Source organism: Bradyrhizobium sp. 1(2017), from assembly GCF_011602485.2.
Lineage (GTDB): Bacteria > Pseudomonadota > Alphaproteobacteria > Rhizobiales > Xanthobacteraceae > Bradyrhizobium.
Map to the genome: position 1 here is coordinate 5,180,221 of NZ_CP050022.2, position 21,319 is coordinate 5,201,539.

The 21,319-nt window shown below is 65.5% G+C and carries 16 protein-coding genes and 1 tRNA gene; 12 read left to right on the forward strand and 5 right to left on the reverse strand.

The features are described from left to right. Positions 1–103 precede the first annotated feature (103 nt). Positions 104–1,240 carry a hypothetical protein gene (locus HAP40_RS24670; protein ID WP_166815297.1) on the reverse strand — a complete coding sequence of 379 codons (1,137 nt, stop codon included), beginning with the start codon at positions 1,238–1,240 and terminating at the stop codon, positions 104–106. Positions 1,241–1,547: 307 nt separating this feature from the next. On the opposite strand from HAP40_RS24670, the gene HAP40_RS24675 reads away from it, so the two are divergent. Together HAP40_RS24675 and HAP40_RS24680 are read left to right on the forward strand one after the other, a co-directional pair. Further along, positions 1,548–1,793, forward strand: a complete 246-nt coding sequence (locus HAP40_RS24675; protein WP_007602543.1) for a zinc-finger domain-containing protein — start codon at positions 1,548–1,550, stop codon at positions 1,791–1,793. A 19-nt stretch (positions 1,794–1,812) separates the two neighbouring features. Continuing rightward, the gene (locus tag HAP40_RS24680) at positions 1,813–3,015 is read left to right on the forward strand and encodes an FAD-dependent monooxygenase (protein ID WP_166815296.1); all 1,203 of its coding nucleotides are present in this window, start codon (positions 1,813–1,815) and stop codon (positions 3,013–3,015) included. A gap of 21 nt (positions 3,016–3,036) precedes the next feature. Here the strand turns inward: HAP40_RS24680 and HAP40_RS24685 are convergent, their stop codons facing one another. Continuing rightward, on the reverse strand, positions 3,037–3,462 hold the full coding sequence (locus tag HAP40_RS24685; protein ID WP_166815295.1) for a twin-arginine translocation pathway signal: 426 nt from the start codon (positions 3,460–3,462) through the stop codon (positions 3,037–3,039). A 173-nt stretch (positions 3,463–3,635) separates the two neighbouring features. Between HAP40_RS24685 and HAP40_RS24690 the strand changes: the two genes are divergently transcribed. Next, a tRNA-Leu gene (locus tag HAP40_RS24690) sits at positions 3,636–3,724 on the forward strand. Positions 3,725–3,834: 110 nt separating this feature from the next. After that, positions 3,835–5,379: a hypothetical protein gene (locus tag HAP40_RS24695; protein WP_334270711.1), complete on the forward strand. Its 1,545-nt coding sequence runs from the start codon at positions 3,835–3,837 to the stop codon at positions 5,377–5,379. Here the strand turns inward: HAP40_RS24695 and HAP40_RS24700 are convergent. Both HAP40_RS24700 and HAP40_RS24705 read right to left on the reverse strand, forming a co-directional pair. Next, positions 5,345–6,601: a glycosyltransferase 87 family protein gene (locus tag HAP40_RS24700; protein WP_166815294.1), complete on the reverse strand. Its 1,257-nt coding sequence runs from the start codon at positions 6,599–6,601 to the stop codon at positions 5,345–5,347. The two genes, HAP40_RS24695 and HAP40_RS24700, sit on opposite strands and share 35 nt — an antisense overlap. Positions 6,602–6,672: 71 nt before the next feature. Continuing rightward, positions 6,673–7,989, reverse strand: a complete 1,317-nt coding sequence (locus tag HAP40_RS24705; protein ID WP_166815293.1) for a hypothetical protein — start codon at positions 7,987–7,989, stop codon at positions 6,673–6,675. A 335-nt stretch (positions 7,990–8,324) separates the two neighbouring features. Here HAP40_RS24705 and HAP40_RS24710 point away from each other — a divergent pair, with 335 nt between their 5' ends. Beyond that, complete coding sequence (locus tag HAP40_RS24710; RefSeq protein WP_166815292.1) at positions 8,325–9,575, forward strand: multidrug effflux MFS transporter; 1,251 nt, start codon at positions 8,325–8,327, stop codon at positions 9,573–9,575. A gap of 385 nt (positions 9,576–9,960) precedes the next feature. Here HAP40_RS24710 and HAP40_RS24715 read toward each other — a convergent pair whose 3' ends face one another. After that, positions 9,961–11,568 carry an ABC transporter substrate-binding protein gene (locus HAP40_RS24715; protein ID WP_166815291.1) on the reverse strand — a complete coding sequence of 536 codons (1,608 nt, stop codon included), beginning with the start codon at positions 11,566–11,568 and terminating at the stop codon, positions 9,961–9,963. A gap of 269 nt (positions 11,569–11,837) precedes the next feature. Here HAP40_RS24715 and HAP40_RS24720 point away from each other — a divergent pair, with 269 nt between their 5' ends. The 7 genes from HAP40_RS24720 (at position 11,838) to HAP40_RS24750 (ending at position 21,213) form a co-directional block, all read left to right on the forward strand. Beyond that, positions 11,838–12,968 carry a M20/M25/M40 family metallo-hydrolase gene (locus HAP40_RS24720; RefSeq protein ID WP_166815290.1) on the forward strand — a complete coding sequence of 377 codons (1,131 nt, stop codon included), beginning with the start codon at positions 11,838–11,840 and terminating at the stop codon, positions 12,966–12,968. Between the two features lie 214 nt (positions 12,969–13,182). Further along, positions 13,183–14,124: an ABC transporter permease gene (locus HAP40_RS24725; RefSeq protein WP_166815289.1), complete on the forward strand. Its 942-nt coding sequence runs from the start codon at positions 13,183–13,185 to the stop codon at positions 14,122–14,124. A 19-nt stretch (positions 14,125–14,143) separates the two neighbouring features. Next, positions 14,144–15,031 (forward strand): ABC transporter permease, encoded by an 888-nt coding sequence (locus HAP40_RS24730; protein ID WP_166815288.1) that lies wholly within the window; start codon positions 14,144–14,146, stop codon positions 15,029–15,031. Positions 15,032–15,158: 127 nt separating this feature from the next. Further along, on the forward strand, positions 15,159–16,808 hold the full coding sequence (locus HAP40_RS24735; protein ID WP_166815287.1) for an ABC transporter ATP-binding protein: 1,650 nt from the start codon (positions 15,159–15,161) through the stop codon (positions 16,806–16,808). A gap of 299 nt (positions 16,809–17,107) precedes the next feature. Next, positions 17,108–18,613 carry a M81 family metallopeptidase gene (locus tag HAP40_RS24740; RefSeq protein ID WP_166815286.1) on the forward strand — a complete coding sequence of 502 codons (1,506 nt, stop codon included), beginning with the start codon at positions 17,108–17,110 and terminating at the stop codon, positions 18,611–18,613. Positions 18,614–18,626: 13 nt separating this feature from the next. Next, on the forward strand, positions 18,627–19,799 hold the full coding sequence (locus tag HAP40_RS24745; RefSeq protein WP_166815285.1) for a M20 aminoacylase family protein: 1,173 nt from the start codon (positions 18,627–18,629) through the stop codon (positions 19,797–19,799). Continuing rightward, entirely contained in the window at positions 19,792–21,213 is a 1,422-nt protein-coding gene (locus tag HAP40_RS24750; RefSeq protein WP_166815284.1) for an amidase, read from the forward strand. Before HAP40_RS24745 ends, HAP40_RS24750 begins: the two co-directional genes overlap by 8 nt. Positions 21,214–21,319 lie beyond the last annotated feature (106 nt).

The window sequence follows — 21,319 nt, forward strand, 5'->3', positions numbered from 1 at the left end:
GCGGTTTTTCCGCACGAGAAACGCGCAACGCGTTTGCGCGGAGATCGTGCTCAAACAATGGCCTGCAGCGCGCTTCTCTGGATTACCCCGAGTTTATCGCGCTTTAGGCCCTGACGGCAGCATCCGCCAGAGCGGCCTCGGCGGCGATTTGCGCCCGGCGGAGCCGCCGCGCACGTCTGCGATCGCACCAGGCCTGGGTCAGGCGCTCGGTGGTGGCCTTGATCGACGACAACAGGCCGAACAGCGTCAGTGCCGCGCCAAACAGCCAGAGCGTCAAATTGAATGCGCCGGTCGCAAGCAGCAGCGCGCCGCGGCCAAGCAGTTTCATGATGGCGCGCGTCTTGCCGCCATGGGCTTCCGCAAGCCGCGCCGCGCGCGCGACGTCCTTCGGACCGTCGGCGATGCGCAACGTGTCCATCGCTCCCCGCGTGCCGGTCTTTCCGGCAACGCGTGTCACGTCCTTGCCGAGCCGAACCAGCGCGCCGGCCTTCTCGGCCCGGAACGCGGCCTTGATCGCGCTCATGGTCTCGCCCGGCCGCAGCACCGAACCCCTGGCGACCGCGTTCTGGAGCATCGGCGTGTCGACGACCTCACGCGCGGAACGGCCGGCCCATGCGGCAAGCCCCTCGCCGAGCCGTCCCACCTTGCGCGCGTCCTTCACCAGCGACAGCCCGGCGCGCACCGGCGCGGCACCGCCAACGGACACGTAGGTTGCCGCGGTCACCGCAAGGCCCGCCGCCGCAAGTCCCAGCACGAGGCGGTCGGTGTCCTCGCCCATGGCGAGGTGCTTGCCCTCGCGGACGACGTCCCTGATGTCGCCGAACACGAAGAGATCGCCGGCCACGGTTCCCGACAAGCTCGCGACGTCGTCGGCATTGCCGGTGACGAGGCCGGTGGCAAATCGCTTGGCGAAATGGGAGGTGGAACCCTCGACCTTGACCGCATCGCTGACGCGGCTGATGAGATCGTCCGGCAACGCGATGTTGCGGTCACGCGCGAGCGCGACGAAACTGTCGGCGAGGTCGGCGTCCCCGGCGGCGAGCGCGGCCTCGATGTTGTCCTGAACCAGGCGATCGTTCTGCCGCAACAGCGCATCGAGCTTGAGTTCGGAGAGCACGGCCGGATCGTCCTGAGCGGCGAGGATCGCGCCGGCCTCGCGGGCGTGCGGTGCTACCTGCGCGAGCATGAAGCTGCATGCCGCGACACCGGCCAACGCTGTGCTGATTCGCAGCCATTTCATGCGGAAAACCTGGAGGGTCCTGAAAGCGTTGACGCCTGACGATTCGGTCTTTGGTCGCAATTGCGCTCGCCCACAGACATAGTATGCCAAAATTGCGACACAACGTCCCCGACGAAAGAAGGGCTTCTCTCAGGCCGCAAGATTGTGTCGAATTTGCATGAGCAAATGAGCATGGGGCAATTGCGGAGCTTTCGGTTCCGCTGGACTAGCAATCATCCACACCCGCCAGTATGGTCCGCGGCGCCTTACTAAAGCCGCGTCAGTTGTGATTGTATCTGCCGCCATTGCCACTCCAGGATGAGTTACGATGTCCGACCATGTCGTCCCGCACTTCCATAACGATGCCGGTGTCCCCGTCATCGAGATCGGCTCGCAAGAGTTCATGTGCGTGGGCGCCAACCCTCCCTTCGATCATCCGCACGTCTTCCTCGACCTCGGCAACGACAACGAGATCATCTGCCCCTACTGCTCGACGCTGTACCGTTTCGCGGCCGATCTGAAGGCGGGCGAAGCGCGCCCGCCGGAATGCGTGCTGAAGGACAAGGTGGCCTGACCGGTCCCATCGGTCAGGGGTGGCGCTCTCCCGAACGATTGTCATCGCCGGTGCCGGCATCGGTGGACTGACGGCCGCGCTGGCCCTCGCGGCCCGCGGCTTTCGCATCGTCGTGCTGGAAAAGGCCGAGCGCCTCGAGGACGTCGGCGCCGGCCTGCAACTCTCCCCCAATGCCAGCCGCGTGCTCGTCGAGCTCGGCCTTGCCGAACGCCTCAACGAGCGCGCCGTGACGCCGGAGGCGGTCTCGATCATGAGCGCCAGGGCCGGTGGCGAGCTGCTGCGCATGCCGCTCGGTGAAGCCGCATCCTCGCGCGCCGGCGCGCCCTATTGGGTGGTGCACCGCGCCGATCTGCAATCGGCGCTCGCCGGCGCCGTCTCCGACCATCCCGACATCGACCTGAAGCTGGGTGCGACCTTCGAGGACGTCGCGCCTCACGCCAAGGGGCTGACGGTGGTCCATCGCAGCGGCACGATCCGCCGCAGCGATCTGGCGAGCGCGTTGATCGGTGCCGACGGCATCTGGTCGACGGTCCGCCAGCATCTCTTCCCCGAAGTGCAGCCGCGCTTCTCTGGCCTGATCGCCTGGCGCGGCACGCTCGATGCCACGCAACTGCCGAAGGATTACACCGCGCGCCGGGTCCAGCTCTGGATGGGGCGGAACGCCCATCTGGTGGCCTATCCGATCGCGGGCGGACGCCAGATCAACGTGGTCGCGGTGCTGCCCGGCACCTGGAACAGGCCGGGCTGGAGCACGCCCGGCGATCCCTGCGAGGTCATGGGTGCCTTCGCCGCCCCGCACTGGCCCTCGTCGGCGCGGATGATGCTCGCCGCGGTCGACAGCTGGCGGAAATGGGCGCTGTTCGGCGTGCCCGATAGCTGCCCATGGAGCAAGGGGCCGGTCGGGCTGCTCGGCGATGCCGTGCACGCCATGCTGCCGTTCGCGGCGCAGGGCGCAGGCATGGCGATCGAGGATGCCGCCGTGCTCGCCCGGCATTTGAGCGTCGAGGCGGCCGAGAGCGCCGCGGACATCACGGCCGCGCTGACGCAATATGGCCGTGCACGCCAGGCGCGCGTGCGGCGGGTGCAGCGGACGGCGCGGCAGCAGGGCCGCATCTATCATCTCAACGGGCCGCTCGCGATCGCGCGCGATCTTGCCATCCGCGCGCTCGGCCCGGACCGCATGCTGGCGCGGCAGGACTGGATCTACAATTGGCGGCCGTGAAGCGTGCGCCGTTGGCGCGGCTCAGCGCACGGCGCTGCCGGATCTCGGGGCCGGCTTGATCACCGGCGGCTGCGGAGCTGACGCCGGCGGCGCGGCGTTCGGCGGCGTTTCCCGGCACCTGTTGCGGCGCCAGGCGTCCTCGACGAGTTGCGACTGGCCCCGCAACGCGATGTAGTCGTTGCGATAGGCGAGCTCGGACACGACCGCCCCACCGGCGCCGGTCTCTGCCTTGTCCATCAGTCTCTGCAAATCGGCCGTGCGGACGGCGAGCGACTTGCGCTCCGTCTCGAGCTGCTTGCAGTCGTACAATTCGTATCTGCCGGGATCGGCAAAAGCCGGCGCGATCGTCTCGCTCATGCCGGCGCAGCCGGACAGCGCGACGCCCACCGCAAGCGGCGCCAGCAGCGCGCCGAAGCCGCGCAGGAAACATGAATACGAAGCAGCCATGCCGGATGAATAGTCCCCGTGGATTGAGAATGCCTAAAGCAACAACACTTGTCCGGATTGAGGCTTTGCCTTGTGCGCCCGGCTCGCTTAAGGAAGAACCACCCATCCGGCCCGCAAACGCGCCAATTCCAGACGGCCGGCTAGGACTTAAGTGATTGATCTCGTTGGATCAAGCGGGCATGGCGGAATTGGTAGACGCAAGGGACTTAAAATCCCTCGGCGCGCAAGCGCTGTGCCGGTTCGACCCCGGCTGCCCGCACCAGCAGAGTTGATCGGGCGACCAGCCTTTACTCGGCTTTAGGCCGTCCTCCCCTAAAGCGAACGAGTCTGCCGGCTATCGATGCAGACCCAAGAACTTCCAGCCCCAGGGACATGCAGGGCCTGGACCTGGTGGCTGCGATGGTGAGAGCCCCGATGGACGCGCGCGAGAATTGGTCCGGGTCCGGGATTGGCGGAGCGGCCGCCGCATTCGGACGTCGCCCGCACGGGTTCGAGGTCTACGTCTTCCTCATCGCTTTCCTCGGCGTGTTCTATCTGTCGAACGGTCCGCTCCTGCTCGGCCATTATGACCTCGGCTGGCACATCGCCGCCGGAGATTTGATCAGGCAGCGGGGCGAGGTGCCGTTTCAGGATCCCTGGGCATTCACCCTCGGTGACAAGCGCTGGTACAACCTGTCGTGGCTGTGGGACGTGGTGGCCAGCGTGCTGTACCAGCACACGGGATTTGCCGGCATCGTCCTCATGGTCGTCGCCTCCGGCGCGATCATCGCCGGCTACCTCGCCTTCTGCGCCCTGAGCAGCGGCGCTTCGCCGCTCGCGGTCTCGATCGCGGTGTTCGCCGCATGCCTGCTCTATCCCTGCTACGAAGCCTCGCCGAACATGTATCTGGCGGCGTCGCCGAACATCGCGACTATGCTGTTCGCGGTCATCTTCTACGCCGAATGCCTGCGGCGGGGCCGCTGGTTCCTGCTGCCGATGTTGATGGTGCTGTGGGTCAACCTGCATGGCGGGTTCATGCTGGCCTTTCCCATCATCGGCGCCTTCTGCGGCATCGCCCTGCTCCGGCGGGACTGGACGAGCTTTCGGAATTACGCTCTTGCCGGCGCCGGGTGCTTCGTCGCGATCTTCGTCAATCCGCTGGGATGGCATGTCTATGACGGCGTGACGGCGACGCTCGGCCATTTCGTCCAGGCCGACATCGGCGAATGGCGCTCCTATTGGCAGAACATGGTGATGCCGGGGAGCATTCCCGGCATCGTCTACGCCTTGAGCTTCGTCGTGCTGGAGCTGCGCTATCGATCTTCGACGCGCGTTCCCCTGGAGACGCGCGTGCTGGCGTGGCTGTTCCTGGGCCTCGGTCTCTATCAGTTCAGGTACGCCGCGTTCTTCTTCATCTTCTCGAGCGTCCCGATGGCGCTCCACATCGACCGGCTGTTGCCGGAACGCCTTGCAGGGTTCGACGTCCAGCGCGCGATGCTGGCGGCCGGAATCGTCGGCGTGCTGCTGCTGCCGCTCACCTTCATCCAGGTGAGACCGGCGCTGGCATTGCCGGACATGCTCTCGGAGGAGGATGCCAATTATCTCAAGGCGCATGCCTCGCACGCGCACCTGCTCAACCACTGGAACATCGGCGGGCTGCTGATCTTCCGGACGCAGGGATCGGTGCCGGTGTTCGTGGACGGCCGCGCCGCGACCGCCTATCCGGACGATCTGCTGCACGACTATCTCAAGCTGGTCCGGTGGGAGATCGACGCAGCGACCTGGGACAAGGTGATCAGCAAATACAAGATCGATGCGGTGCTCTGGGTCCGAGGGCACGAGCAGCTGCGGCACTTCCTCGTCGGCGAGAGAGGCTGGAAGGAGGACTATACCGGGGCCTATGTCAGCCTCTACACCCGGCCACAGGCCGCGCCCTGATAGGCCCGCGCGGGACCACCTCTTCCGAAGCCTGACGCGGCAGCATGAGCCAGAAGCAGATCAGCGCGATCGTGAGCTGGCCGAACCCGCCCATGAACGCGATGCCCATGACCGACGCCAGGGTCGGGATGGCGACGCCGATCGTCAACACCGCCGCCATTGTCGCCGCAGGCAGGCTGGCGATGAGAACGGCGGCGTAGAGCGCGACCTCGAAGAAGGCATATTCCTTCACTCTGGGCGCGCAGAGATAGAGCGCGTACATCGTGAGCACGGTGATGCGCATCGCGGCGTCAGGATGATTCATCAGCCAGTCGTCGAGCGCCCGCAGCGGCGCGGCCTTGCCGAAAAAGCGCTGCGCGCCGACCGTGCGCCACACCGCGATGGCGAGCGGCGCCAGCACCAGGGCGATCGCGATCAAGCCATAGAGCACGGCGACGATCGGCTTGCTGCCGGCGAGCCCGACACGATCGGCAAGCGTGAGCGAAAGGAAGAGCAGCGAGGGGTTGACCTCGTTGCCCGGCGCATGCTGTCCGGGGATCTGGCCGAAGATCGCGCTCAGCCAGCTCTTCGACAGCTCCGGATAGAACACAAGCGAGACCAGGATCGGCAGCGCGAACATGGCGGCCGCCACCGCGATCAGGAGAAGCTTGCGACGGCGCGGCTGCGGCAGGAAGTAGAGCGCGGCGAGGACCGGAAAGAACACCAGCTTGAACGAGGTAACGAGGCCGAGCACGGCCGCACCGGCAAGCTGCGGCGCTAGGCTTGCCGATTGCGCGGGACGCAGCAGCAGGGCCAGCGAAGCGGCGGTCAACAGGCCGCTCAGGATCGCGAAATTCCCGGTCGCCATGATCCATTCGAAGCCGAGCAAGCCGCCCAGCGCGAACACCACCCGCAACGCGACATCCTGCAAGCCCGAACGACCGAGACCGGGCAGCAGCAGCGCACAGAGCAGCGCCAGGACGAGATAGATCGGCTTGTAATGCGCAACCAGAAAGCCGCCGGCACAGAGCGGCCGGAACGCATCGAGGGTGACGGGAAGATAGGGGTAGGACAGCTTGGTGTCCTTCAGGTTCTTGACGAAGTAGGGATCGAGCCCCTCGCTATGCGCATCCACGGCCGCGCAGTTCACGCGCGCGTCCCAGCCGAACGTCTCGTCCATGCCAAGGTCGATCGCGACGGCGGTGGCGACCAGGATGGCCAGAGCCAGGATGAGGCGGGTCATCCAGCTTTTTCCCGAAGCAGCAGCGGCCATGCTCCGCCCCTCTCCGGCATCCGCGGATGCGGCGACATCGGTCATGATTGCGCGCCTTTCAGCTCGAGGCGGTTCGGCTGGTCGCGAAAATCGAGCAACAGGATCCAGAAGCAAATCAGCGACACGAAGAGGAGAATGAAGCTCCCCTCGAGCGGGGTCCCCACCAGCGAGATCAGCGCCGGCGCGAGCAGGCCGACGGAAAGACAGACGGCGAGCGCGATGGCCGGAAGGTCGACGACGAGGATGGCGGCATAAAGCGCGAGCTCGAAGAAGGCATATTCCTTCAGACGCGGCGAGCTGAGATAGAGCGCGAACATGGCCAGCACCGTGACGCGCATGGCCGTGCGGGGATGCTCCATCAGCCAGCAGTCCAGCCGCATCAGAAGCGATCCCCCTTCCCGCGCGGGCCGGCTTGCGGCCACTCGCACAACGGACAGGGCGAACGGCACCAGCACGAGCACGAGTGCCGCGACCGCATAGGTCGCAAACAGCGCCGGCTTGCTGTCGCCGAGCCCGGCATGGACCATGAGGTCGCGTGCCAGCAGCAGCAGCGATGGATTGATCTCGACGAGGTCGACGGCGTGCTGGTTCGGGATCTGCCCCGCAATCGCAAGCAGCCAGCTCGCGAACAGATCGGGATACAGCAGCCGCGACATCAGGACCGGCAAGGCGAAGCCGACCGCCGCCACGGCGATCAGCGCCAGCTTGCGCCAGCGCGGCAGCGGCAGGAAGTAGAGCGCCGCCAGCACGGGGCAGAACACCAGCTTGAACGAGGTCACGAGGCCGAACAGCGCAGCGCCGGCAAGACGCCAGGAAAAGCTCGCATCGTCTCCAGGGGAGACCGGACGAAGCAGCAGCGACAACGCGATCGCGGTCACGAGGCCGCTCAGGATCGCGAAATTTCCCGACGCCTGCACCCATTCGAAACCGACGAACGCGCCGAGCGCGCAGAGCACCCTCAGCGCAATGTCGCGCGCGCTCGGGCCGGTTCGGCCGAGCCCTGGCAAGAGCAGGCCGCAGAGCACGGCGACGACGAGAAAGATGCTTCTGTAGTGATCGACCAGAAATCCGCCCGCGCACAGGGGGCGGAACACGTCCAGCGTCACCGGCAGATAGGGATAAGAGAGTCTGGTGCCCTTCAGGTTCTTGACGAAATAGGGATCGAGTCCCTCGGCATGTGCATCGACCGCCGCGCAATTGACCCGGACGTCCCAGCCATATTTCACGTCGAGCCTGGCGTCGTTGACGAGGTTGCCGAGCACCAGCAGCGCCGTCAGCGCGATCAGGCAGACGAGCCAGATGTTCCGCCGGCCCGCCGTGCCGGCTGCGGGCTCCAACCATCGTGCTGTACCGGACATGTCGGACACAGGCGGATACCTTGCTTGGCTTGGGTTTCGCTCGGCGCCGCTGCGGCAGCGGAGCCCATCTCAGCCGCACTGTGGGGAGGATGGGTTTCGGTTTCATCCTGCCGGACCGACCGGCTGCGCCGGGGCGCGATCTTTAGGAAGGGATGGTGAATCGCTGGTTTCCGGCCAGTGGGGATTGCACGATCCCTGAGACCCCGGCCGGCAGGAAAAGGGGTTCCTCACCAATTCTTGTTCGTCCCGGGCCTGCCTGACAGCCATCCCGAAACATGGGTTGTGCAACGCAGCATAGACTTGGATAAAGCCTCCGCATTTCAGAGGTGAGCTGCTTGTCCGACGTCAATGCCGACGATTGGGTGTCCTCCGGGCACCGTCCCATGGGTTTTCCAGAATTTGTTATCGTGATCGCGTCCATCATGGCGCTGAATCCGCTTGCGATGGACATGATGCTGCCGGCGCTGCCCAACATCGGCACCGCCTTCAATATTCCGGTCGCCAACCATCTCCAGCTGGTGCTGTCGACCTTCTTGGTCGGCTTCGGCGCAGGCCAGTTCGTCATGGGCCCGTTGTCGGACCGCTACGGCCGCCGTCCGGTGCTGCTCGGCGGCATGGCGGTGTACGCGGTAGCGAGCGTGCTGGCGGTCGCGGCGCCTTCGTTCGAGACGCTGCTGCTGGCGCGCGCGCTGCAAGGGCTCGGCACCGCGGCGACACGCGTGATTGCGACCTCGATCGTGCGCGACTGCTATGTCGGCCGCCGCATGGCGAGCGTGATGTCGCTCGCGATGATGGTGTTCATCGCCGTGCCCGTGATCGCCCCCTCGTTCGGACAGGCGGTGCTGCTGGTGACCGCGTGGCGCGGCATCTTCGTCGTGCTGATGCTTTACGGCCTGCTCGCGCTCGCATGGTGCGTGCTGCGGCTGCCTGAAACCCTGCCCGAATCCGAGCGCAGATCGCTGGCACCGGCCGCGGTGCTGTCGGCCTTCCGGCAGACCGTGACCAATCGCCAGACGATCGGTTATGCCACGGCTGCCGGCAGCGTCATCGGCGCGCTGTTCGCGTACGTCTTCTGCGCCCAGCAGGTCTTCACCGGCATCTATCATCTCGGCCATTACTTCCCGCTCGCCTTCGCGGCGATCGCGGCCGGCACCGCCATCGCCGGCTTCCTCAATGCAAGGCTGGTCGGACGGCTCGGCATGCGCGTGATCTCGCACGGGGCGCTGGCGCTCTACACTGCGGTCGCCGGCGTGATGCTGCTGACCGAAATCCTCGGCGTGCTGCCGCTGTCCCTGTTCATGGTGCTGTCTGCGCTGATGATGTTCTCGTTCGGCATGATGGTCGCCAACTTCACCGCGCTCGCCATGGAGCCGCAGGGCCGCATCGCCGGCACCGCCTCCTCGCTCTACGGCTCGATCACGACGCTGATCGGGATCGTGGTCGGCATGGCGATCGGCCAGAGCTTCGACGGCACGCTGCTGCCGTTCTCGGTCGGATTCTTCCTGTCGACGATCGCCGCGCTCGCGATCGTGCTGGTGGTGGAAAAGGGGCGGCTATTCAGGCCGCATCATCGTCCCATCGGCTAAAGCGCGATGAGATCGGGATGAAATCGTCATCGCGCTCGAGCTTATTGTTTGAGCATGATGATTTCGGCAAACAGCCGCGCACTTTTTCGGACCGTGTTCCAGGAACCTCTCGCCCCTGTTGATGTTGTACTGCAGCAATTCAGAGGATTGGCGAGATGGAACAAGACAATAGACCGGATCAGCCCGCGTGGGAGGTCGAACGGCCAGCTTCAGCGCAACGTTCGTCCGGTGAGCGGCCGGACACCAGCCTGCCATTCGCGAGCGAAGGGCTCGAGCAGTTGCGCGACAGCCACTGCTAGGCCAGGTCGACCAGAGACGGCTTCATAAAAAACGGCGCCGCGGTGAACTCGCGGCGCCGTTCGTTTTTCACACGCAGGCGTTCCGCCTACTCCGTCTTGTCCATGTTCCAGAACACGGGCGTCGCGGGACCGTCGAGCACGCCGCTCAACGATGTGCGCCAGCCGCTCGGTCCGAGATACTGCCCCAGCGGAATGTAGATCACTTGCTCATAGGCTTGCTTCTGGATGTCGGCGGCGATCTTCTTCTGCTCGTCGATCGAGGACGCGCGGACGAAGGCATCCTTGAGCTGCTCGATCTTGGCGTCTTCCGCCCAGCCGAACCAACCCTTCTTGCCCTGGCCGCCGATCGAGAGATTGGCGATCGGGTTGGAGACGTCGGCCGCGACCCAGTTGGTGAAGAACATGTTCCAGCCGCCTTCCTTCGGCGGCTTCTGGCTGGCACGGCGGCTCACCACCGTCTGCCAATCGGTCGCCTGCAGGTCGACCTTGAAGCCGGCCTCGCGCAGCAGCTGGGCCGCAACGATCGGCTGCGCCTTGAGTGTCGTGACGTCGCCCGGCGCCATGATGACGATGGGTGTTCCGTCGTAACCGGACTCGGCAAGCGCCTTCTTGGCTTGCGCCATGCCATTGCCCTTGACCAGGGTTTCGGCGCCGACGTCAGTCTCGAGCGGCGTATCGCACACGAAGAAGGCGCCGCAGATCTTCTGATATTTGGCATTGCCGACCAGCGCGTCGAGAACGTCCTTCTGGTTCATGGCCAGGAAGGCAGCACGGCGCACCTTGACGTTGTCAAACGGCGGATGAAGGAAGTTCATCCGGCCTAGCGTCTGGAAGCCGAACTTGTTCAAGACCTCGATCTTGATCTCTTTGTTCGGCTCCAGCACCGGCAGCATGTCGTAAGGCAAGTTTTCCATGAAGTCGATGTCGCCCGACTGCAACGCGTTCACCGCGGTCTGCGAGTCCGGCATGGTGATCCACTCGACGCGATCGACCTTCACGACCTTGCCGCCCGAGGTCCAGCTCGCGGGCTCCTTGCGCGGCACGTAGTCGGTGTTCTTGACGTAGACCGCCTTCACGCCCGGCTGGAATTCCGACGCCACGAACTTGAAGGGACCCGAGCCGATCTGCTCCGGAATCTGCTTGTCCGGCGGCGTCTCAGCGAGGCGCTTGGGCATCATGAAGGCGACGCGCGAAGATGGTTTTCCGATGGAGTCCAGCACGAGGCCGTAGGGCTCCTTCAGCTTCAGCGTGATGGTCTTGGGGTCGGTCGCCTCGATGCTCGCGGTGAAGTCCATGAGCTTCTGGCCCATGCCGTCGACAGCGGCCCAGCGCTTGAGCGAAGCGACGCAGTCTTCCGCCGTCACCGGCGCACCGTCGTGCCACTTCAGGCCGTCGCGCAGCGTGAAGGTGTAGGTGAGCTTGTCATCGGAGATCTTCCAGTCCGCCATCTGCGGCTGGATCTTGAAGTTGGAATCGGTGGCGACCAGCGTGTCGTAGACCATGTAGCCATGGTCACGCGTGATGTAGGCCGTGGTGAAGATCGGATCGATGATGCGCAGGTCCGAATGCAGCACCGCCGTGATGGTCTTGCCGGCGGCAAACACCGGCGAGGCCATCGCTGCGGACAGCGCGACGACCGACAGCGCAAGTTTGGAGGCGAACGCGCGAGGCCTCCGGCGCAAGAAGTTGAACATGGAAAGTTTCTCCTGACGTGAAACTGTTCAAAGGCAGATTATTGGTTGAGCATCCGGTTCGTTCTTTGGGCGAACTAACCCCATGCAATGCCTTTATCTTTCGAGACTTGCAGACAGTGCTGAGCGCGTCAATCCGGTTTCGCTGCAAGCCCTCGCGGCGTGCGCACGGGCTCCACAAGGATCGGTTTAGCTCTACAACTCTCTCCGCTCGTCCTGCCCCGCGCTGATGCAATGCGCGTTCCATCTTTCGAAGCTTGAGAGACATTGAGATGAATCCAGCTAATCTTCCTTTCGATTCCGAGGCCATGCTCCAGGGCCTGCGCAGCTGGGTGGAATGCGAGAGCCCCACCTGGGATGCGGATGCCGTGAACCGCATGCTCGATATCGCAGCGCGGGATATGGCCATCATGGGTGCGACGATCGAGCGCATCGCCGGCCGCGAGGGCTTCGGCGGCGTGATCCGCGCGCGCTTTCCCCATCCGAAACAGGGGGAGCCGGGCATCCTGATCGCCGGACACATGGATACCGTCCACCCGGTCGGCACCATCGAGAAGCTGAAATGGCGGCGCGAGGGCAACAAATGCTACGGCCCCGGCATCTACGACATGAAGGGCGGCAATTATCTGTCGCTGGAAGCGATCCGGCAGCTGACGCGCGCCGCCTTCACCACGCCGCTGCCGATCACCGTGCTGTTCACGCCGGATGAGGAAGTCGGCACGCCCTCGACTCGCGACATCATCGAGGCGGAGGCCGCGCGCAACAAATACGTGCTGGTGCCCGAACCCGGCCGCGCCGACAACGGCGTCACCACCGGACGTTATGCCATCGCACGTTTCAATCTCGAGGCGACGGGACGGCCGAGCCACGCCGGCGCCACGCTGTCGGCGGGACGCTCGGCGATCCGCGAGATGGCCCGGCAGATCCTCGCGATCGACGCGATGACCGCGGACGACTGCACCTTCTCGGTCGGCGTCGTGCATGGCGGACAATGGGTCAATTGCGTTGCCACGACCGCAACGGGCGAAGCGCTGTCGATGGCCAAGCGCCAGGCCGATCTCGATCGCGGCGTCGAGCGAATGCTGGCGCTGTCGGGCACCGCCAATGACGTGACCTTCAAGGTCACCCGCGGCGTGACGCGGCCGGTGTGGGAACCGGACGCCGGCACCATGGCGCTCTATGAAAAGGCCCGCGGCATCGCCAAGTCGCTCGGCGCCGAACTGCCGCATGCCAGCTCCGGCGGCGGCTCCGACGGCAATTTCACGGGTGCAATGGGGATCCCGACGCTCGACGGCCTGGGCGTGCGGGGCGGCAATGGACACACGCTCGAAGAGTATATCGAGGTCGAAAGCCTGGTCGAACGCGGCCGGCTGATGGCGGGGCTGCTGGCGACGCTGGAGTGATCAGATCGTCATTCCGGGGCGGTCCAAAGGACCGAACCCGGAATTTCGAGATGCTCGCGCCTTCGACGCGCCGACGCGACAGTACGCTTCTCAAAACGACCGGCCGCCCTGCAAAAGCTGTGGCCCGGATGGCACGGGAATTGCTGAAATGTTAGGCTGATGGCAGGCTTGCCGAAGGCCCCGCCGAATTTGACCCTAAACTGACGGATTCAACTTGCTCGGATATCTCGTTCGCCGAATCTTCGCCGCCGTGCCCGTGATGGGCGTCGTCGCGCTGTTCGTCTTCCTGCTGCTCCGCCTCACCCCCGGCGATCCCGCCGCCATTCTCGCCGGCGACAACGCGACACCGGAACGGCTGGAACGCATCCGCGCCTCGCTCGGCCTCAACGAGCCCTTGATCGTGCAGTTCGTCACCTGGGTGAACAAGCTGCTGCACGGCGACCTCGGGACCTCGCTGATCTCCAACCTGCCGGTGATGAAGATGATCGCCCAGCGCGTCGAGCCGTCGATCTCGATCGCGCTGTCGACCATCATCCTCGCCGTCGTCGTCGCGGTACCCCTGGGCGTCATCGCGGCGTGGAAGCACGGCACCTGGATCGACCGCTTCGTGATGGGCCTTTCGGTGCTCGGCTTCTCGGTGCCGGTGTTCGTGGTCGGTTATGTCCTGATCGAGATCTTCGCGATCAATCTGCGCTGGGTGCCCGTGCAGGGCTTCCGCAGCATCTTCAACGGCTTTGGGCCGTTCTTCGAACGCATCATCCTGCCGACTTGCGCGCTCTCCTTCATCTACATCGCCCTGATCGCGCGCATGACGCGCGCGGCGATGCTCGACGTGCTCGGCGAAGATTACGTCCGCACCGCGCGCGCCAAGGGCATCACCGAGGTCGCGGTGATGATGCGGCATGCGCTGCGCAACGCCGCCGTGCCCGTGATCACCGTGATCGGCACCGGATTTGCGCTGCTAATCTCCGGCGTCGTCGTCACCGAGAGCGTGTTCAACATTCCCGGCATCGGCCGCCTCACCGTGGATGCGGTGCTGGCACGCGACTATCCGGTGATCCAGGCCATGATCCTGCTGACGTCGCTGATCTATGTCGTCGTCAATCTTCTGATCGACGTCGCCTATACGCTGCTCGATCCCCGGATCCGGTACTGAGGCAAGGGTACGAACAAGAATGTCCATCGATAGCCTTCCCCAGTCGTCCATTCCGATCACGTCGCCGCTGCGGCCGCGCTTCGGATTCCTCACCTCGACGCCGATCATCGCGACGGCCACGGTCCTGCTCGCGCTGATCGTGGTGATCTCGATCCTGGCGCCCCTGATCGCGCCGCATGATCCGATCCAGCTCGCGCCCTCGCAGCGGCTGAAGCCGTCGTCGACGCAGTTCCCGCTCGGCACCGACGCCTACGGACGCGATCTCTTGTCGCGCGTCATCTATGGCGGCCGCATCTCGCTGCTGATCGGCATCGGCTCGGCAATCTTCTCGGTCGCCATCGGCCTTGCGATCGGTCTCGTCTCCGGCTTCTTCAAGCTGGTCGATGCCGTGATGATGCGGATCATGGACGGCCTGATGGCGATGCCGAGCATCCTGCTCGCGATCGCCGTGGTGTCGCTGTCCGGTGCCAGCCTCTGGACCGTGCTGATCGCGATCACGATCCCGGAGATTCCGCGGGTGGCGCGCCTGGTCCGCTCGGTGGTGCTGTCGGCACGCGAGGAGCCCTACGTCGAGGCCGCGATCTCGGTCGGCTCCAGCCTGCCGAAGATCATGTGGCGGCATCTGATGCCGAACACGGTCGCGCCGCTGATCGTCCAGGGCACCTATGTCTGCGCCTCCGCGATCCTGACCGAGGCCATCCTCTCCTTCCTCGGCGCCGGCATCTCGCCGGAGACGCCGACCTGGGGCAACATCATGGCCGAGGGCCGCCAGTTCTTCCAGATCAAGCCGTCGCTGATCTTCTGGCCGGGCCTGCTGCTTTCGATCGCCATCCTCAGCATCAATCTGATCGGCGATGCCGCCCGCGACGCCCTCGATCCGCGCATGAAGCAGCGGGAGGGGAAGTGAAACCATTTATTCCGTCATTCCGGGGCGCGTCGAAGACGCGAACTATGGTGTGCCCTTGCGCACCTGAGAATCTCGAGGTTCCGGGTTCACGCTTGCGCGCCCCCCGGAACGACGGTGGAGACCTTGCATGACCAACACCATCCTCGACATCAACAACCTCGTCGTCTCCGTCGGAAAAAAGCCGGGCGGGACGAAGATCATCGACGGCATCTCGATCCAGGTGCGCGAACGCGAGACGCTGTGCCTCGTCGGCGAAAGCGGCTCGGGCAAGTCGGTGACGTCGCTCACCACGATGGGCCTGTTGCCGAAGGGCACGCTGGTGCCGACCGGTGGCAGCGTCAAGCTGGTCGGCGAGGAGCTGCTCACGGCGACAGACCGCCGCCTGCGCCAGCTCCGCGCCACGCAGATGGCGATGATCTTCCAGGAGCCGATGACCGCGCTCAATCCGGTGGTGCCGGTCGGCCGCCAGATCGACGAGGTGCTGCGCGCCCATACCGATCTCGACGCCAAGGCGCGCAAGAAGCGCATCCTCGACATGATGGAGCATGTCCGCCTGCCCCAGGTCGAGCGCATCTTCGCCTCCTACCCGCACCGCCTCTCCGGCGGCCAGCGCCAGCGCATCATGATCGCGATGGCCCTTGTGCTGGAGCCGAAGCTGCTCATTGCGGACGAGCCGACCACCGCGCTCGACGTCACCACGCAGAAGCAGATCCTGACGCTGATCCGCGACCTCCAGCGCGATCACGGCACAGCGGTGCTGTTCATCACCCACGACATGGGCGTTGTCGCGGAGATCGCCGACCGCGTCGCCGTGATGCGGCAGGGCCGCCTGGTCGAAACCGGCCCGCTCGAGACCGTGCTGCGCAATCCGACCATGGAATACACCCGCAACCTGCTCTCCTCGGTGCCGAGCCTGGTGCCGCGGCCGCCGCGCGAGCAAAGCCGCGAGCCCGTCGTGCTGGAGGCCAACGACCTCAGCAAGGTCTACAAGGAGCGCGCCTTCTTCGGCAAAGGCCGCGAGGTCGTCGCCGCCGACAAGGTGACGCTGACGCTGCGCAAGGGCCGCACGCTCGGCATCGTCGGCGAAAGCGGCTCGGGCAAGTCGACGGTCGCGCGTTGCATCGTGCGCCTGATCGATCCGACCTCCGGCGGCGTGCGCCTCGCCGGCCGCGAGATCGCCGATATCTCGCGCCGCCTGCTGCAGCCGCACCGGCAGAAGATCCAGATCGTGTTCCAGGATCCCTATCGCTCGCTCAATCCGCGCGTCACCGTCGGCGAGAGCATCGCGGAAGGCCCGGTCAATTACGGCGTGGCGCACGCCGATGCCATGAAGCGGGCGCGCGCGCTGCTCGAACTCGTCGGCCTGCCGGCCGATGCGGTGTCGCGCTATCCGCACCAGTTCTCCGGCGGCCAGCGCCAGCGCATCGCCATCGCGCGTGCGCTCGCGCTCGATCCCGACGTGCTGGTCGCGGACGAAGCCGTCTCCGCCCTCGACGTCTCGGTGCAGGCGCAGGTGCTGGAACTGTTCGACGAGATCCAGAAGCGGCTCGGCATCGCGATCCTGTTCATCACCCATGACCTTCGCGTCGCCGCGCAAATCTGCGACGAGGTCGTGGTGATGCAACACGGCCGCGTCGTCGAACAGGGCCCCGCCGCTGAAGTGCTGACGCATCCCAAGGAGGCCTACACCAAGGCGCTGCTCGATGCGGCTCCGGGACGCGACTGGGATTTTGCGAACTTCCGGCCGGTGTCTGAGGCTGTGGGGGCGACGGTGTAACAACACCCACCGCTGTCGTCCCGGCGAACGCCGGGACCCATACCGCGGAATCTATCGATCTCGTGCGGCGCTAATCCCGAACGACCAGCCTTCGCCAAACCGCTCCCTGGGGTTATGGATCCCGGCTTTCGCCGGGACGACACCGAGAATGTGGTTGGCGGAGCGGCTGACATACTCACCGCATCCGCAGCATTCCCAAAACACCCTGACCCTATGCGTGGCGCGATTGCTTCCCGCCTTGCTCTTGCAGCAGGGCCGAGGCTAACGTCGCGCACTCCTGATCGACTGGACCGGAATTGATGACACGTATCGCCGTCGGCGGCTTCCTGCACGAGACCAACACCTTCGCTCCAACGAAGGCGACGTTCGCCGATTTCCAGCATGGCGGCGGCTGGCCGGCGATGACTGAAGGGGCCGACGTCCTGAAAGTGATGCGGCGCATCAATGTCGGCCTTGCCGGCTTCGTCGACAGCGCTGGCGAGCACGGTTGGGAACTCGTTCCGACGATCGCCTGCGGCGCGAGCCCGTCGGCGCACGTCACCAAGGACGCCTTCGAGCGCATCGTGAAGGTGATGGTCGACGGCATCGCGGCCGCCGGTCCGCTCGATGCCGTCTATCTCGATCTGCACGGCGCCATGGTGACCGAACATCTCGACGACGGCGAAGGCGAGATTCTTTCGCGCGTGCGCCGCGTCATCGGCAAGGATGTTCCGCTAGTCACGAGCCTCGATCTGCACGCCAACGTCACGCCCGAGATGATCGCGCATGCCGATGCGCTGATCGCCTACCGCACCTATCCGCATATCGACATGGCCGAGACCGGCCGCGCCTGCGCAAGACATCTCGCGTTGCTGCTAAATTCGAAGCAGCGCTTCGCGAAATCGTTCCGTCAATTGCCGTTCCTGATCCCGATCAGCTGGCAATGCACCAACGACCAGCCCACCAAGGGCATCTACGAAAAACTCGCCGCGCTGGAGAGCGACGCGGTTCCGACACTCTCCTTCGCGCCCGGCTTCCCCGCCGCCGACTTCCGCGATTGCGGACCGAGCGTGTTCGCCTATGCTGCGACGCAAGTCGACGCCGACCGCGCGGCCGACGCGATCGTCAAGCTGATCGAGAGCCACGAGGACGATTTCGACGGCAGGATCTGGTCGCCTGACGACGGCGTGCGTCATGCGATGGAGCTTTCCAGGAACGCAAGCAAGCCGATCATCATCGCCGACACCCAGGACAACCCCGGCGCCGGCGGCGATTCCGACACGACCGGCATGCTGCGAGCACTGGTGCGCAACAAGGCCAGCGCCGCGACGGGAGCGATCTACGATCCGGTCTCGGCCAAGGCGGCGCATGAGGCCGGCGTCGGTGCCACCGTGACGCTGTCGCTCGGCGGCAAGTCCGGTATCGCCGGTGACGAGCCCTATACCGAGACCTTCGTCGTCGAAAAGCTCTCCGACGGCCGCTTTATCGCGCCCGGCCCCTATTATGGCGGCCGCGCGATGGAGATGGGTCCCTCCGCGTGCCTGCGCATCGGCGACGTCCGCGTCGTCGTCTCCTCGCACAAGGCCCAGCTCGCCGACCAGGCGATGTACCGCTATGTCGGCATCGAGCCGACGCGCGAGAAGATCCTGGTCAACAAGAGCTCGGTGCACTTCCGCGCCGATTTCGAGCCGATCGCCGAGACGCTGATGATCTGCGCCGCGCCCGGCGCGATGCCCGCCGATACTGCCACCCTGCCCTGGACGCGCCTGCGGCCGGGCATCCGCATCAAGCCGAACGGCCCCGCTTTCACGCCTCCCTCACGCTAACCGGACAGAACAGATGCCCACGATCGACCGTATCGACGGCTTTGCCGACGAACTCACCGCTATCCGCCGCGACCTCCACGCCCATCCCGAGATCGGCTTCGAGGAGGTGCGCACCTCCGGCATCGTCGCCGACAAGCTGGAGAGCTGGGGCATCGAGGTGCATCGCGGTCTCGGCGGCACCGGCGTGATCGGCGTCATCAAGGGCAAGGGCACGGGCGGCAAGCGCATCGGCCTGCGCGCCGACATGGACGCGCTGCCGATGGAGGAGAACACCAATCTGAAATGGAGCTCGAAAATTCCCGGCCGCTTCCACGGCTGCGGCCATGACGGCCACACCACCATGCTGCTCGGCACCGCGCGCTATCTCGCCGAGACCAGGAATTTCGACGGCACCGTGCATTTGATCTTCCAGCCGGCCGAGGAAGGCCTCGGCGGCGCCCGCGCCATGATCAAGGACGGCCTGTTCGAGAAATTCCCCTGCGACGAGCTCTACGGCCTGCACAACGCGCCCGACCTCAACCATGGCGAGATCGCGATCCTGCCCGGCCCGGCGATGGCCAGCGCCGACTTCTTCGACCTGCGAATCACCGGCTATGGCGCGCATGGCGCGATGCCCGAGCGCTCCAAGGACGCGGTGATCATCGCGACCACGCTGGCGCAGGCGATCCAGACCATCGTCAGCCGCAACGTCGAGCCGCTGCAGGCCGCCGTCATCTCGATCACCCAGATCCATGCCGGTTCCGCCTACAATGTCATCCCCGGCGACGCGCATCTGTGCGGCACTATCCGCACCTTCTCGAAAGAAGTCCGCACCCTGATCGCCGAACGCATTCGCACGATCTGCGCCGGCATCGCGAGCGCCTATCAATGCGTGATCGACGTTGACATCCGCGACACGTTCGACGTGCTGATCAACCAGGTCGAGCAGTCCAAGGTGGTCGAGGAGGTCGCGCGCACCATCGTCGATCCCGCCAACGTGATCACCCGCGCTCAGCCGAAGATGGGCAGCGAGGATTTTGCCGACATGCTGCAAACCATTCCCGGCGCCTATTTCTGGGTCGGGCATGACGGCTCGGTGCCGGTGCACAATCCCGGCTTCGTGCTCGACGACAAGATCCTGCCGATCGGCGCCAGCATGTTCGCCCGCATCATCGAGACCCGGATGCCGGTGGGTGGCAATGCATAAGAAGAGCGTCGAAGAGGCGGTTACCTCGCTGCACGATCTGTCCGCGGTCGATCTGATCGCGGGCTATCGTGCCAAGCAATTCTCGCCGAGCGAGGTGCTGGAGGACGTGCTCGCGCATGTCGCGGCGTGGGAGCCGCATCTGAAAGCGCTCTATGCATTCGATCCCGACAGCGCGCGTGAGGCCGCCAAGGCCTCGACCGCGCGCTGGTCCGGCGGCGAACCATCAGGCGCGCTCGACGGCGTGCCTGTCACGGTGAAGGACAACATCGCGACCAAGGGCGTGCCGGTGCCGCTGGGCGCCGCCAGCGTCAAGCTGGTGCCGGCCGAGAAGGACGCCCCGCCCGCCGCGCGGCTGCGCGAGGCCGGCGCGATCATCTTCGCCAAGACCACCATGCCCGATTACGGCATGCTGTCCTCGGGGCTCTCCAGCTTCCACGCGCTCGCGCGCAATCCGTGGGATCTCTCCAAGAACCCCGGCGGCTCCAGCGCGGGCGCAGGCGCGGCCGCTGCGGCCGGCTATGGCCCGCTACATCTCGGCACCGACATCGGCGGCTCGGTGCGCCTTCCCGCGGGCTGGTGTGGCCTCGTCGGATTGAAGCCAAGCTTCGGCCGCGTGCCGATCGACCCCGCCTATGTCGGCCGCGTCGCCGGGCCGATGACCCGCACGGTCGACGATTGCGCGCTGATGATGAGCGCGATCGCAAAGCCCGACCGGCGCGACGGCATGAGCCTGCCTGCCGAGCCGCTCAACTGGAAGGGCCTGGAGAAGTCGCCGCGCAAATTGCGCATCGGCCTGATGCTCGATCCCGGCGTCGGCCTGCCGCTGGACAAGCCGGTGCGCGAGATCGCGGTGAAGGCGGCGAAGGCGTTCGAATCCGCCGGCGCCGTCGTGACGGAGGTCGACGGCATCCTCACCCGCGAGATGCTCGACGGCCTCGACAATTTCTGGCGCGCGCGGATGTGGGACGATCTGTCCAGGCTGACGCCGGCCGAGCAGGAAAAGGTGCTGCCCTATATCTTCAAGTGGGGCGAGTCCGGAGCCAGGCTCTCGGGCCTCGACGTCCTCCGCGGCTTCAACCAGACCATGGCGATCCGCGCCGCGGCGGGAAAGCTGTTCTGCGAGCTCGACTATGTGATCTCGCCGACCGCGCCGAACGTGAACTATTCGGCGGAATGGGCCTCGCCGACCAACGATCCGATGAAGCCGTTCGAGCACATCGCCTATACCGTGCCGTGGAATATGTCAGAGAACCCGGCGATCTCCGTCAATGGCGGCTTCGACGCCAAGGGTTTTCCCATTGGCGTGCAGATCGTCGGCCGCCGCTTCGACGATACCGGCGTGCTCGGCATGGCCAAGGCATTCGAGGGCCTACGCGGCGCGCAGCGCCCCTGGCCGGCCCCGCCGGCGAAGTAGCGTCTGAGCACAAGCGCGGGCTCGCCCTGCGCATCCATCCTCTTCAAGAAAGATGGATTGCCCGGTCAAGCCCGGCAATGACAGAATTGATTCAAAGAATGACAGG